The following is a 14,578-nucleotide window of genomic DNA, read 5'->3' as shown; positions in this document are numbered from 1 at the left end:
GAAAAATATAAAAAAGCACCCTTTTCTATTTCGAGATGGCAGGCATTAACGAGGGGACATCTCTTTTGGTTTTGCTCAGAAATACATTCAAGATAGGCTTACAGTACATACTGCTTAATGACGCGCACTGATGCACACATCCTTGATCTGGTCACTTATTATACAGAAACAACTTTCGCTACAATCAGAGTAGAGGTAAAACAAACAGGAGGTAGTGAATATGTATCGCTCAATTCTGGTGCCCATTGATATCTCTGAAGCCGATCTCACTCGTCATGTTGTGCCGCAGGTCCAGGCGCATGCCAAAACCGCGAAGGTCCACTTTTTAGCCGTTATTCCTACCGTTCCGTTCTATGCCTCGCTGGGACTGGCCTACTCTACCGAATTTCCGGACAGAAGTGGTCTGCAGGCCAAGGCCAGCGAAAAACTCGAAGAGATTATTAAGCAGTTCAATATTCCTGCCGGCAGGACTCAGACCCACGTTGTTTACGGCCCGCCGAAGGATCAGATCCTCAAGCTGGCGGAGGCGGTTGACGCCGAGCTTATCGTCATCGCCTCACACAAGCCGGGGTTTAGCACTTATTTACTGGGTTCAACGGCGGCAGCCGTAGTCCGCCACGCGAAATGCCCGGTGCTGGTTGTGCGGTGATAAGGTTAAAACGGGAGCGAATGTGCTCCCGTTTTTCTGTGGCTCAGGCCATCACTCAGTTCTGATGATCCAGCCTGACAAATGCCAGCAGCAGCTGGCTCAACGCAGCGTAGAAACCAAAGTCATCATATCGGCGGCATTTAGCGGTGAACTCCGGTAACCAGCGTAACAGCCCCGCCAGCGTTTCTCTGCGCAACGCATCAATACGCTGACGGCTCCCCCCTGGCTCACCAAGAGAAAAATGCAGATGACTCAGCAATTCGATAAAAATCGCCAGATGATCGGCTGATTCGCTAAACGTATCGCTTACCTGCATGCCCGCATCAGATAACAGTTGTTTAATGACCCCGTAGTTTGGCCCTTCTTCAAGATGAGCCGACGCATAGGGTAACGCGGCGTGTTTATCCGACATCAGGAACAGGCTGCAAAAATCAGCCGCCAGTTCCAGGGTAGCGTCTTCACGTACCTTGAGCGCGGCAATTTTCGCTTCCAGCAAAAGAACATCCGCCTCAAGCGACGGTTCACCTTTGAGCACGGTGAACCACTCCGTCATTTCGCTGGACTGCAATTGCGCTAATCCCTCACCGTCACGCTCCCGGGAAAACATTTGCGCCAACCATGCATAAACACAGGCCATCTGTTCTGTCGTCAGGGAGGTGTGTTTCATCATGACGTCACCTTCTGTGCCGGGACATATTCACACTGCGCCACCATTTTTATCGGGCCGCTGAACGCCGTCACGTTATCCACCTTACCGGTATATTTCTCAATTTCCACCAGCGTAGTATGCGCACTGGTCGCCTGCGCCAGCTGAGACGTGCCGATATCTAGGGTTAACACGTTCGGATTACCGTATTTACACAGCGCTCCGCTTTCTCCACCGTTATCAGGATCGTACCAGGCACCTTCATGGATGCGCGCCACGCCCGGCGAGTAGAGATCGGAGACAACCGCGCCGGCCAGCACTTGTCCACGCGCATTAAATACACGAACTATATCGCCGTTGCGGATCCCCCTGGCGCTGGCATCCTGCGGGTTAATAAACACCGGCTCTTTGCCACCTACCGCGTAATGCTTACGCAGCGCTTCGGACTCGCAGAGCTGTGAATGCAGACGGAAATCCGGGTGGACGGATTGCAGATGCAGCGGCCAACGCTGCGATCCAGGCCCACCGTGTGAACGTTCGATTTTCTCAAACCACATCGGATGCCCCTGGCAATCGTCATATTGCATATCGGCAATAGTTTTCGAATAGATCTCGATCAAACCGCTCGGCGTCCCCAGAGGTTCAAGGTCGGGATCTTCGCGGAAGGCCTGATGACGGACAAACATCTGCGGATGTTCGAATTCAACGTACTCTTGCTGATTCCAGAAAACGTCGAAAGCCGGAAGATGAACACCGCGTCCCTTCCCTTGCTGGCTTCCTTCCTGCCAGATGCGCTTCAACCAGCCCATCTCATCCAACCCTTCTGTGAACGCTTCTTCACGGTTAAAGCGGCGGCAAAGATCGCGGAAAATATCGAAATCATTACGCGCTTCAAACTGCGGCTGCACCAGCTGCTTCATAGCGATAATGCCGCGGTTGGAGTGGTTGCCATATTGGTCGAGATCGTTACGTTCAAACTGGGTCGTCGCCGGTAATACGATATCGGCGAATCGACAGGTCGAAGTCCACTGATTGTCGATGGCGATAACGGTTTCCAGCTTGCGCCAGCCCTCAATAATACGGTTGATCTGCTGGTGACGATGGAAAGGGTTGGTCCCGGCAAAAACGCACATCTTCAACGGTGGCAGCTTGACGGTTTTACCGTTCCAGTTGATGCTCTTGCCCGGCTCCAGAATCGCATCGATAAAACGCGCGATCGGGATGGTACTGCTGTAGCCCTTATAATCGGTGCTGTCATGTACCGGTGGAACGGTGGTAGAACCAGAAAATCCGCTCAGGATAACGCCTTTACGCCCTGGGGTGCCCGCGCCGTTGTAGTGCCAGCCAAAGCCAAATCCCCCCCCGGGTAAGCCAATTTGCCCGAGCATTGAGGCCAGCACCACGATCATCCACGCCCACTGTTCCCCGTGCTGCATACGCTGCACGCACCAGCCAGCAATAATTTGCGTTCTGCCGCCCGCCATCTGCCGCGCAAGTTCACGGATTGTCTCAGCATCAATCCCGCAGATTTTTTCCGCCCACTGGGCATCTTTAGGCTGTCCGTCACTTTCTCCCAGCAGATAAGGCAGAAATTGCTCAAACCCAACGCAGTAGTTCTCGAGGAAATGCTTATCGTAGAGCTTCTCGGTATACAGCGTGTGTGCCAGCGCCAGCTGTAGCGGTACATCAGCCTGCGGATTCACGGCGATGTGCTTAACCTTGTCACGGCCCAGGTAGTCATGAGTCGAGGTGACGACCGGGTCAACGCTGATGACCGAAATCTCGCCCCGCGCCACTTTTTCCTTCAGTTGCTCGTAGTATTCGTAGACATCATGATCCGGACACCACCAGTTCGCCTGCTGGTTTTTGATGAGGTCAGAACCCCACAGCACAATGGTTTTGCTGTTTTCGAGTACCAGTGGCCAGGAGGTCTGCTGTTCATATACCTCCATTGACCCGACTACGCGCGGCAGAATGACCTGAGCAGCACCGGTGGAATAGTCGCCCCCCGTACTCACGCTGTTGCCATGCAGCGCAATGGCACGCGCCAGCATCCCGGAAGCATTGTGGAACATCCCGGTCGATTGCCAGCCGCTGGCCGTTAGCAGCGCGCTCGGACCATAAGTCTTCTGAATGCGCTCCAGCTCCTGATAGAAGAAATCCAGCGCTTCATCCCACGAAACGCGCACAAAGCGGTTATCTCCACGTTGTGAGGTATCGCTCTGATGGCGTTTACGCAACCAGTCCACGCGGACCATCGGGTAGCGAATACGCGCTCCACCGTGTACGTGATCCGGGAGTCCGGCGATCATTTTTGACGGGTATTTATCGCGCTCGAACGGCCTGGCTTCAATGAAACGACCGTCGACCACGGTGGCACGAATCGCCCCCCAGTGAGAACCGGTCAGAATCCCCTCTTTGACGCCTGCCCCCTGCACCTCTGCGGCATTAGCGCTACGCGGCGTGAGCAGCGAAGGCCCTAACATACCAGCTACGGTCAAGCCGCCCAGTTGCAGCAAAAAACGTCGGCGCGATGCCTGAAAGAGATCGTTATTTTTCATTGCTTTCTCCCTTATCGCCATGCGGCTTATCCGTAGTGTCAGAGGCATTCATCTGCAAATATTTCAGCAAGGTACGTTCTTCACGTTTATCCAGACTGGTAAATCCAATCATGCCGTTCAACGTGCCAATCCAACCGTTAGCATCAAAGTGTTCTTTCTCTGGTGCACCGTGGCATTGGTTACAGGTTCCGTTATAGAGCGAGTCGGCATAAGCCCAGATAGGTTTGATATCGTTGACCATATCGCCCTTCTGCATCCAGGCAGTGGCCTGCAATTTACTCCATGGCGTATTCGTTTCCGCAACGGTGGTTTGCTCCAGCGTCTTCACGTGCTGCTGGATGTCGCCACGAATGGAAGCCACAAAAATGCGCTTGCCCGGCAGTTGCGCCAACACGCGCTGACGCCCATTACTCTCGGTCCAGCCCACAATTTCAATTTGCAGCCAGTCACCGTCACGCTTTAACACTTTCACTTCAGAAGCGGGCAGCAGTGAGCCTGCAGGTTCTTTATCACCTTTGGCGGCATAAATAGGTTTGATGTCCAGAGAGTAGAGCGTCTCGCCATCGTCGTTCGCCCTGGCGCGTAACTCATCAAACTGCTTGCGGAAACCGCTGCTCATATCGGGAAGCTGGTGTGCAATACCTTTATGGCAGTCGATACAGGATTGGTTGTCCTTGGCCGCAATCTTCATCTGGCGCGCAGCTTCAGGATGTTGTTTAGCGTGGTCCATCGCATCATAGTCATGACAAGAACGACAGGTCGCGGAGTTGTTCTCCTTCATTCGCGCCCATTCGCGCTCCGCCAGCTCAGCGCGTTTGGCTTCGAATTTCTCTGGAGTATCAATAGAGTGGGCAACAAAGGTTTGGTAAATATCGTTGCTGGCCTCCAGCTTACGTTTCACCATGCCTGGAATATCAGATGGAATGTGGCAGTCATGGCATTCTGCGCGCACCCCGGAGGCATTCTGAAAATGCGCAGACTGTTTATATTCTTCGTAAACCGGCTGCATACTGTGGCAGCTCACGCAAAACTCGGTAGAACTCGTTAATTTAATACCAACGTGCGGCAAGACGATCAGCGCAATACCGACCACAATCCCGATGACGACCAGCGCCAACACTGACCAACGTGCGCTCGGTCTGAGCAGCGCCCTCCATAGTTTCCGCATAATAGCCCCTGTAATCTTATGGTTTAGTTACAGAGGATCTTATTTCTCAAATGTGAACAGCAACACTGGTCAGGATGAATGGCTTACGGCACAATGTGAACAGATATGAACAGAAAGAGAACACCATCAGGATGCCGCATCACATTGTCATTGTTGAAGATGAACCCGTTACCCAGGCGAGGTTACAGGCATATTTTGAACAGGAAGGTTATCATGTCTCTGTCACTGCCAGCGGAGCTGGTCTGCGTGAAATAATGTCACAATATCCTGTCGATCTCATTCTGTTGGATATCAACCTACCGGACGAAAATGGCTTAATGCTGACCCGCGCCCTGCGCGAACGCTCAACGGTGGGGATCATTCTGGTGACAGGTCGTAGCGATCAAATTGACCGGATCGTTGGCCTGGAAATGGGCGCTGATGATTATGTCACCAAGCCGCTGGAGCTTCGTGAACTGGTGGTTCGGGTTAAAAATTTGCTCTGGCGTATCGATCTTGCCCGCCAGACACAGCCGGAGACCAAAGATAACTGCTATCAGTTTGCCGGATACTGTCTGAATGTCTCCCGGCATACCCTGGAGCTGGGCGATGAGACGATCAAACTCACCCGCGCCGAGTATGAAATGCTGGTCGCCTTTGTCACCAATCCGGGGGAAATTCTCAGCCGCGAACGTTTACTGCGTATGCTTTCGGCACGACGGGTAGACAATCCAGACTTACGCACCGTAGATGTACTGATCCGCCGTTTGCGCCACAAGCTACGGGCTGATTTACTGGTGACGCAGCACGGCGAAGGTTATTTTTTAGCGGCCGACGTGTACTGATACAGATAAACCGGACGGAACCCGCCAGGAGACAGCGAGCGTTGAACATGCTGGCTGTCGGCATTTTTCGGGGTGAGCACCAGGATCGGCGGACTGATATTTTCCGGTACCGGTTGCCCTTGTAGCACCCTGATCGCCTGTTGAATCGCCAGTTCACCTTGCCAGACCATCTGATCGCTGGCAGCCATAATGATTCTTTCGCGTTTAAGTCCGCGATACACCTGATGCGACAGGTAAAAAGAGACCACGGTTAGCGGCGCCCCCGGATTCCGCTTCTCTCCCATCGCCGCTTCCGCAGCAATTGCCGTACCGGCAACCACATCGACATCCGGGTGACGCTCAAGCATCTCCTGCAACAGGTTGCGCTGAACTTCAATATCATTATCCCCCAACGCCACATCCACGATGTGCACCTGACTACCGGCAATCGCCTGACGGAATCCTGCCACCATTTCGCGGCTGCCTCCGGCGTCATCAGGTCCTGGCAATAGCAGAACCTTTAACGGTTTGCCGCCGCTCCACTTGACCAGATAGCGGCCCGGCTGGTACCCCATCTGAAACCACGGAACCCCAACCCGCGCCTTTACCGTCGCGTCATGGATCGCATTCACCACCTCAATAACAGGCAGCGATCCAACCTGGGTCTGCAAATCTGGAAAGGTCGTCGTGCTACTGCCTAACAAAATGGCATCCGCGCCCCATTGCTGGCACTGGGCGATTTGTGTTTTTTGCGTGGAGAACTGACGATACCCTCCCGCCTCTAACACCTTCAGACTTACCCCGTATTTTCTCGCCGCCTCAAGCATGCCGTAATTCACGGAAAGCCAATAGGAGTCTTTCAGGCTGGGATACAGCGCGCACAGTTTCCAGACTTTGTTTGCAGTAACGTCCGATTGCAGTTCCGGGACTGCCTGCTGCGTATCCTGCCAGCGCAGCAATGCGGCCCCAGCCGCATGACTCAAACCGGGAAAAAGCGTGATTAACAGGAAAACCAATACGCGCATGATAGCCTCAACATTGATAAGGCTTTATCCTAGTTGCTTTCCTCTTTTGGACTCAACCTTTTTAATCTGTGGCGACCAGACAGTGAATTTATCTCTGACCAAACGACTGTGGATAGGCTTTGCGCTGATGGCGGCACTGACTCTCATCAGTACGCTGACAGGCTGGTATAACTTGCGTTTTGTCAGCCAGGTTGAGCAGGCCAATACCCAGGCGCTAATTCCAACCATGGATATGGCACGCCAGCTCAGCGAAGCCAGCGCCTGGGAACTGTTTTCCGCACAAAATCTGACCACCGCAGACAATGAAAATATGTGGCTGGCTCAGGGGAGAATGTTAACCGCCCAGAGTCTGAAAATAACCACATTACTCAAAACCCTTCGTGAGCAGGGCTTTGATACTTCTGCCATTGAACAGCAGGAGAAAGAAATCGCCCGGTCGTTAAGCCATCAGGGGGAGATGGTTGGCGAACGCCTGAAATTACGCGCTCAACAGCAACAACTCAGCCAGCAAATTATTGAGGCCACCGCTGACGTTGCCGAAATGGCACGCGGTCAGGCCAGTAATGCCGCCACGTCGGCGGGTGCGACACAGGCCAGCATTTACGATTTGATTGAGAGCCATCAGGGGCAGGCCGCTGAACACGCGCTGGACAGGCTCATCGATATCGATCTGGAATATTATAACCAGATGAATGAACTGCGCCTGAGTGCGCTACGCGTGCAGCAAATGGTCATGAACCTGGGGAATAACCAGGCGCAGAATAACCTCGCTGCGCTGGAAAACCAGTTGAATGCCGCCGTCAGAGTACTTCAGCGCCGACAAATACGTATTGAAGATCCCGTGGTGCGCACTCAGGTGGCCAACACCGTCAATACGATTAGCCGTTATGTTGAGCTGCTGTCCCTGTATCGCCAGGATAATGACATCACGACCCAATTGCAGATCTTATCGCAGAATAATATCGAGCAATTTACCCGTTTCAGTAGCGAAGTCAGCCAGTTGGTGGAAATCATCGGCCAGCGTAATCAAAGTGGACTGGCGCATCTCAAACAGACCAGCCTGCGCGGGCAACACTTGCTGCTGCTGTTAGGTGGCGTGTCATTATGTTTACTGATTCTTATACTTTGGCGTGTGGTTTATCGCTCAGTCACTCGACCACTGGCACAGCAAACCCAGGCGTTACAGCGTCTGCTTGAGGGAGATATTGACTCCCCATTCCCGGAAACCGCAGGCGTTCGTGAACTGGATACCATCGGGCGGTTGATGGATGCCTTTCGCGGCAGTGTTCACGCCCTCAATAGCCATCGCGAACATCTGGCTGCACAGGTTAAAGCTCGCACCGCCGAGCTGCGTTCTATGGTATCTGAACACCGACAGGCCCGTGCAGAAGCTGAAAAAGCTAACCAGGCAAAATCGGCGTTTCTTGCCGCCATGAGCCATGAAATACGCACCCCGCTGTATGGTATCCTCGGCACTGCGCAGTTGCTCTCAGACAATCCCGCCCTGGCACAGCATCGGGAAAATCTACGCGCAATCACCGACTCGGGCGAGTCTTTGCTGACCATCCTCAACGATATCCTGGACTATTCCGCCATCGAAGCCGGTGGAAAAAATGTGGCAATAGGCGATGAGCCTTTTGAACCCAAACCCTTGCTGGAAAGTACGCTTCAACTCATGAACAGCCGCGTTGCTGGTCGCCCGGTCGTGCTGGTTGCGGATTTTGCCGATGACGTTCCCGCTTCCCTGCGTGGCGATCCGCGCCGCATTCGGCAAATCATTACTAATTTATTAAACAACGCACTACGCTTTACCGATCGGGGACACATCATCCTGCGTAGCCGATGTGAGGGCAAAAACTGGTACATCGAGGTTGAAGATACGGGATGTGGTATTGACCCTGCCCGCCAGCACGATATTTTTCAGCCGTTTGTTCAGGTAAGCAGTAAACGAGGTGGAACCGGACTCGGACTAACCATCAGCGCCAGTCTCGCTCAGGCAATGCAGGGAGAGCTGAGCGTCACCAGCACGCCCGGCGTCGGGAGTTGTTTCCAGCTGCGTCTGCCATTGCGGGCAACCACGATGCCCATCATGAAACCCGCGCAACGCTCCATATCGTTACAGGGCTTACGCTTATTGCTTATCGAGGATAATCCTCTTACACAACGTATCAGTACTGAAATGCTCATCCTCAATGGCGCACAGGTTACTGCTGCCAGCTGTGCCGCTGAGGCGCTAAAAATATTGCAGGAAGATACACACTACAATGCTGCTCTGGTTGATTTCGATCTTCCTGATATCGACGGGATCACGCTGGCACAGCAGTTAGCCCACGACTATCCGGCACTTAACCTGATCGGCTTTAGCGCGCACGTTATCGACGAAACGCTAAGCCAAAGAACCAGCACCCTGTTCCTTGGGATTATTCAAAAACCAGTCCCCCGGGATGAACTCAGTCGACTTATTACGCATTATCTGCACGGTAGTGCGACTCTCCCGCTTGCATCAGAAAATGACAACAAACGGTTAGATTTTCAGCAGTTGTCTGGAGATATCCAGGTTATGGGATGGCAAAAGGTGCATGAATGGTTAGCGCTCTTTAAGCAACACACTCTTCCTGTATTAGATGAGATTGACGCTGCCCGCGCAGCACATGACGACGAGCGGATAAAACGTCTGACGCATCAGCTAAAAAGCAGCTGCGCCAGCATGGGAATGCGCTCAGCCAGCACGATGTGTGCGGCACTTGAACAGCAGCCGTTGGGTGATTTTTCACTCAGAGAGGAGATCCAACAAAGTCTTTATGAGGTAGAACGTTGGCTGGAAAAAGAAAAACCGTCCCGCGCGTAACGGTACGTTGAAGCTGAGCATAGAGACTGACTTTAAATGGTACGCCCTGTAGGATTCGAACCTACGACCTACGGCTTAGAAGGCCGTTGCTCTATCCAACTGAGCTAAGGGCGCATTGCGAAGTGATTACTTCATGCAGATGAAACGCGTGAATTATACGGTCAGCGCCTGCTGAGTCAATGCCTTTTGTTTCAGTTGCTGGCGAAGTGAACGAATGTTGATTTTTTCTGCTGGTTCAAGGGTATCCAGGAAATCGCCTGGTAACAACTCAGCCCACGAAACGCCAGATTTAGGGATACATGTATTTAGAATATTTATGATTTTGCTTAACATTCCCTTACCCCTCCAGCGGTTCAGGAACTCTTTAATGTTAAGTATCGCCATCAAGGAAGAAAACAGTCACTTCGAACATGGACTAAAAATTATCATCTCCCATTTGGCAAACCAGTGGCATCAGGAGATTTGCTTTTTGCCTGTCGAGGATATCGATCGCGCTGACATCGCGTTTATTTCCCTGGATGAAGATTGGCTCAGCGCCGATTGCTATCAGATTCCGGTCCATACCCGCCGCCAACACCGGGTTGTCATCTGTAACAGAAACGATATAGATAAGCTGATGTTCCGGCCCTGCCTGTACATGTTGCCACTGATCTATCGGGAAGATGACGTTGAGGAAATGACTAAAAAATTAGTCCTCATCCTGCAAAAACGTGCGCTGCGCAACAACGTGCCCGCAACCATCTGCCATTACTGCACCACTCGCAACTTTTCTATCGAAGAACGTCAGTTCTTAATGTTTCTCGCCAGCGGCTATACCTTAGCCGAAACAGCTCACTTGCTCTCGGTAAGCGAAATTCAGGCCAAAGCCACCCGTCGCAGCATTATGAAAAAGCTGCATGTGAAAAACGATCAGCAATTCTTAAGATACATCCGGGCGCATCTGAACTTTCTACAAAATTAGGTGGCATCTCTCTGCCTGGTTTTTTATTGAGAAAAATCTCATCACCAATTAAGTATCGGCACCTACTGTACCTATCTCCATGCTGCCAGAATAATCCTGGCTTACTATTTCCGGGGTAACAGAAAGACACACCCGGTAATATTTTATCTAATCCCATAGAGAGGTTGAACTGGATAAAACGACTTTTTGGGCATTGAGTAAGACATCAGAAAACTTCCGGCAGATTATTCTGATGGGATACGCAATTGCCAGTCTGATGATTGCTGAAGCATTGAAACCCAACAGCACAAGGAAACTCGCCTTTATGCTGGAGAAAATTTGGGTCAGGGATGTTTATAGTCGGCAATTTATCCAGACCTGCCGCAACAGAAATGGAATGGAAAAGGATGCACAGCGCAAAACGCCGGGATCGACTTCGCCGTATACGAAACACTAACTGTACCTGGCAATATCCTCACTACACATCACAGGTATTTGACCAACTTGAGTATCTGACGCAAAAACTCGAATACACATTACCGAGTGACACTATATCTCAGGCGATTATTACGACAGATTACTATCTGGCCTATGCGCTGGGTCGACATTTATTTTCAGGAGCACGTACCGCGATCTTCCAGACCATTGAATCGGCCAAAATCAGCCTGCGAGAGTCGGTAATTAGTCAGTTAGTGGTTGATATGGAAGGTTTAACAATCTCTTATTTTGATGTTCTGGAGTATCTGCGCCAGCTAATTAAACCGCGGAATAACATCCAAATCTTCATATTGCTTTCCCGCCACGATGAAGACCTAATCCCTTTTATTTCTCTGTCCGGTCCATTTTATATCTTGTCACGTAGCCTGCGCCTCCCGGAGATGCGCCGCGCTTTATTGTCGCCAGTCCTTAACTATATTCACTCCAGGCACATAAACCAACTCGATTGGGAGATGGTGGAATTACTCTTACAAGGTAACTCCTTAAAAGAGATTGCTTTGTTACAAGCTCGCCCCTACCACCGTATCATCTATCGCTTGAACCAGCTGATTGCGCGTCTGGGCTTAGCAAACCGGCAGCGTTTTTTGCACCTGATACATCGCCTCAGCGTTACCTCTGCTCATTTAATTTAACACCCTAACCCTATGTGCCATAAGATTTTTTAGGAAATTACTTATTTTTATATGAGATAAAAGATCTAAATTTCACAACTATTTAATATTTACAACTATTCCTGGTATTATGCTAACTTCCACCACCCCAGTAAACCATACTGATTCTGTGCATATCAGCACAAATAGCGTCATTCCCACCTTAACAAATCCTAAACAATTAGTTTATTGTATTGTTTTTACCATTTAAAAATTTTTTTCAGTCTGCCATAATTCAAACAGCAGTAAAATAATGCCAATAGTCATTAACACATCTGGATCTTTTAGAACATCCTAACTGACATTAACAACCTGAATGTTGTAAGCCTTTTCCGAAAGAACAGAGCAGGTATAATCCCCATAGTTTTCTGATTAATTGTTAGTTTTCCCAGTGTGAAATGGATTTTCCACAAATTCATTGTTCTGTAGAAGAGCAACCGAATAAACAAGGATGAAATAATATTTATTCGACTCTCCCTCAGAACAACCCTTGGCTATTTGACAATATTATAACGCCTGATGTTTTATAAAATTATCAAGATACGCATACAGTTTGAGGCATACAACAATGAAACCAGCATCCGTTATCATTATGGACGAACACCCTATTGTCAGAATGTCGATAGAAGTACTACTTGAAAAAAACAGTAATATCCAGGTTGTGTTGAAGACCGATGACAGCCGTACGGCAATAGAGCACCTGCGCACTTACCCTGTCGATCTTGTCATTCTGGATATTGAACTACCTGGTTCAGATGGATTTACATTACTCAAGAGAATAAAGTCTCTGCAGGAGAATACTCGGGTGCTGTTTCTCTCCTCCAAATCGGAGTCTTTTTATGCCGGGCGTGCTATCCGGGCCGGCGCAAATGGTTTCGTCAGTAAACGAAAGGATTTAAATGATATCTACAATGCGGTAAAAATGATTTTATCGGGATATTCTTTTTTCCCTTCAGACACCCTTAACTTCATTAACAATATAAATATGAAAAAAGGTGTATTGAATGACATGCCGCTCTCTAATCGCGAAGTTACGGTTTTGCGTTATCTGGCAAATGGGCTCTCTAATAAGGAAATTGCTGAGCAGCTGTTACTCAGCAATAAAACGATTAGTGCTCACAAAGCTAACATCTACGCCAAACTCGGCTTACATACTATCGTTGAGCTGATCGATTACGCAAAAATGCATGAATTAATGTAATTGCACTCCCGGCGAGGCTTCGTTCGGGAGCGTTTTATCCGCACATTGATTAGTTATAGTTAATCATAAATGTGGCATCGGCCCTGGCGAGGCCTGGCTGAACCCCGTCTGCTAACGCGATATAGTTGGCGAAAAAGGTCAGCGTGGCATTGCCGTTCTCATCAATCCCTACGGTTTGGCTGGCCTGCTCGAGCGGTAATCGCGTACGGTCACTGTCATGCAGTTCGATCGCCACCTTTTGCGCCATCACCGCGTCATCAAGCGCCAGCAATGTCGTACCGGGGGCCGGAGTACCAGAAAACGTTATTGACGCGGATCCCGGCGGGCAGCCTTCCAGCTTCAGCGTAAACGCGACTGGTTGGGTAGTATCCCCGCTGGTCTGTAACTGCTTTGTTGGCCAGGTGCCCAATTCAACCGACTTATTGCTGTCGCTGGCAATCACCGCACAGGTAAAGTCCACCACGTTTCCGCGCAGTTCAATATTGATTTCGCCCAGCGATGAGGCCGCATGGCACAACGAGCTGAATGTCAGTATGGGCAGCATCACCAGAAGCGCCCATGAAGTTGGCGTTTGCTTGTTAGTCATAATCTACTCGCAGATAGCCACGGGCAGTAAAAGGCCCTTCGGTAGGTTTATTCCCCGTCACGCTAACCGGCCATGTCCGAATACTCACGTTTGCCGCGGCGTTATCATCCAGTTGAAATGGGATCGTGCTGGACAGATTATTGGGCGTCAGCGGTCTACCGGTTTTGTCGGCGACAATGAACCCTAAGTCAGGATTGTCTGATACCATCATTTGCCCGGAGGCTTTCTCGGCCTCTACCCGCATGGTTAAGTATGCCTGTGCAGCGACGTTGGTGCATTTTATCGCCACCGTTTTGGTCTGCGGATTAATGCCTTCGGGACGGTTTCCTGCCCCCGCCTTGCTGAACAACGATGCGCCAATATCGCCAAAATCAAACTCGACAATCTGCCCTGCGTTCACCTCACAGTTTTGTGGAACCTCCACCTTACCGCTGTAGCTGATGGTATAAACCGGCGTGCTTAGCGCATCTCCAGTACTGGTCGTGACATAGACTCTGAACATGGTCTGGCGCGGGATCGGCACCATGTTAATAAACGAGCGGATCACTTTGAGTTTAAACACCAGGTTTGAATCCTGTACGCCAAAAGGCTTCTGCTTCGAAACGTTCGAGTCAACGCCCATACGGATATAATTTCGCGGAGGATAAAACAACCCGGCATAGCTGTCGGTGATGCTCATGGCCCCCAGCAGGTAGTCATTGAGCTTCAGATACTGAAAACCACCCTCGGTACTTTGAACCGGAAGTTCAGTGACATAGCTTCGATAGGTGTAATTCACCGTTGTCCCAGCCGGACAGGTGGCATTAACGCCAACCCAGCCCGATTTTTCCGGTAACGTCACCACCTGCCCCGGCTGATTATTGCTGCTGTTAAAGACGTTCGACAGATCGTAAAAAACATCCGTTGGTGTGCCATTCGAGTTTTGGCAGACCGTCGCCCAGGACGAATGAGCCATCAGCAGTAAAGCGCTTCCCAGTAACAAACCTGTTTGTCGTTTCATCGT

Annotated in this window: 13 protein-coding genes and 1 tRNA gene; 6 read left to right on the top strand and 8 right to left on the bottom strand. The window is 50.6% G+C overall.

Annotation, left to right across the window (positions count from 1 at the left end):
- The first annotated feature begins 220 nt into the window (after positions 1 to 220).
- Positions 221 to 649 carry a universal stress protein UspF gene (uspF, locus tag OGX97_RS16500; RefSeq protein ID WP_003831130.1) on the top strand — a complete coding sequence of 143 codons (429 nt, stop codon included), beginning with the start codon at positions 221 to 223 and terminating at the stop codon, positions 647 to 649.
- 55 nt (positions 650 to 704) lie between these two features.
- Here the strand turns inward: uspF and torD are convergent, their stop codons facing one another.
- From torD to torC, 3 genes are read right to left on the bottom strand one after another with little or no spacing between them, the layout of a single operon-like run.
- Positions 705 to 1,319, bottom strand: a complete 615-nt coding sequence (gene torD, locus OGX97_RS16495) for a molecular chaperone TorD (protein ID WP_048226199.1) — start codon at positions 1,317 to 1,319, stop codon at positions 705 to 707.
- Complete coding sequence (torA, locus tag OGX97_RS16490) at positions 1,316 to 3,856, bottom strand: trimethylamine-N-oxide reductase TorA (RefSeq protein WP_079934821.1); 2,541 nt, start codon at positions 3,854 to 3,856, stop codon at positions 1,316 to 1,318. The genes torD and torA overlap by 4 nt, the downstream gene beginning before the upstream one ends.
- Positions 3,846 to 5,024, bottom strand: coding sequence for a pentaheme c-type cytochrome TorC (torC, locus tag OGX97_RS16485; RefSeq protein ID WP_003831126.1), 1,179 nt, complete (start codon positions 5,022 to 5,024; stop codon positions 3,846 to 3,848). The genes torA and torC overlap by 11 nt, the downstream gene beginning before the upstream one ends.
- 131 nt (positions 5,025 to 5,155) lie before the next feature.
- Between torC and torR the strand changes: the two genes are divergently transcribed.
- Positions 5,156 to 5,848, top strand: coding sequence for a two-component system response regulator TorR (gene torR, locus OGX97_RS16480; protein WP_071445920.1), 693 nt, complete (start codon positions 5,156 to 5,158; stop codon positions 5,846 to 5,848).
- Here the strand turns inward: torR and torT are convergent.
- Complete coding sequence (gene torT / locus OGX97_RS16475) at positions 5,821 to 6,852, bottom strand: TMAO reductase system periplasmic protein TorT (protein WP_071445821.1); 1,032 nt, start codon at positions 6,850 to 6,852, stop codon at positions 5,821 to 5,823. The genes torR and torT overlap by 28 nt on opposite strands.
- An 82-nt stretch (positions 6,853 to 6,934) precedes the next feature.
- Here torT and torS point away from each other — a divergent pair, with 82 nt between their 5' ends.
- Complete coding sequence (gene torS, locus OGX97_RS16470) at positions 6,935 to 9,700, top strand: TMAO reductase system sensor histidine kinase/response regulator TorS (protein WP_279850411.1); 2,766 nt, start codon at positions 6,935 to 6,937, stop codon at positions 9,698 to 9,700.
- 37 nt (positions 9,701 to 9,737) lie between these two features.
- On the opposite strand, the gene OGX97_RS16465 is transcribed toward torS, so the two are convergent.
- Together OGX97_RS16465 and OGX97_RS16460 are read right to left on the bottom strand one after the other, a co-directional pair.
- Positions 9,738 to 9,814, bottom strand: a tRNA-Arg gene (locus OGX97_RS16465).
- A 39-nt stretch (positions 9,815 to 9,853) separates the two neighbouring features.
- Complete coding sequence (locus OGX97_RS16460) at positions 9,854 to 10,033, bottom strand: hypothetical protein (RefSeq protein WP_048235938.1); 180 nt, start codon at positions 10,031 to 10,033, stop codon at positions 9,854 to 9,856.
- Between the two features lie 34 nt (positions 10,034 to 10,067).
- On the opposite strand from OGX97_RS16460, the gene fimW reads away from it, so the two are divergent.
- The 3 genes from fimW (at position 10,068) to fimZ (ending at position 12,989) form a co-directional block, all read left to right on the top strand.
- A complete protein-coding gene (gene fimW / locus OGX97_RS16455; RefSeq protein ID WP_279850410.1) occupies positions 10,068 to 10,661 on the top strand; it encodes a fimbria biosynthesis transcriptional regulator FimW in 594 nt (197 codons plus the stop codon).
- Between the two features lie 386 nt (positions 10,662 to 11,047).
- Positions 11,048 to 11,770, top strand: a complete 723-nt coding sequence (fimY, locus tag OGX97_RS16450; RefSeq protein WP_111465969.1) for a fimbria biosynthesis regulator FimY — start codon at positions 11,048 to 11,050, stop codon at positions 11,768 to 11,770.
- A 586-nt stretch (positions 11,771 to 12,356) separates the two neighbouring features.
- Entirely contained in the window at positions 12,357 to 12,989 is a 633-nt protein-coding gene (fimZ, locus tag OGX97_RS16445; protein WP_003831119.1) for a fimbria biosynthesis transcriptional regulator FimZ, read from the top strand.
- Between the two features lie 49 nt (positions 12,990 to 13,038).
- Here fimZ and sfmF read toward each other — a convergent pair whose 3' ends face one another.
- Positions 13,039 to 13,533, bottom strand: coding sequence for a fimbria assembly protein (sfmF, locus tag OGX97_RS16440; protein ID WP_187392937.1), 495 nt, complete (start codon positions 13,531 to 13,533; stop codon positions 13,039 to 13,041).
- A 34-nt stretch (positions 13,534 to 13,567) separates the two neighbouring features.
- A complete protein-coding gene (fimH, locus tag OGX97_RS16435) occupies positions 13,568 to 14,575 on the bottom strand; it encodes a type 1 fimbria D-mannose specific adhesin FimH (protein WP_048214757.1) in 1,008 nt (335 codons plus the stop codon).
- Positions 14,576 to 14,578: the final 3 nt, after the last annotated feature.

Origin of the sequence: Citrobacter sp. Cpo061, assembly GCF_030332845.1 — a bacterium.
In the GTDB taxonomy this organism is placed as follows: Bacteria; Pseudomonadota; Gammaproteobacteria; order Enterobacterales; family Enterobacteriaceae; genus Citrobacter; species Citrobacter portucalensis.
Note: the sequence above shows the minus strand (reverse complement) of the source record. Positions and strands in the feature narration are given on the sequence as shown.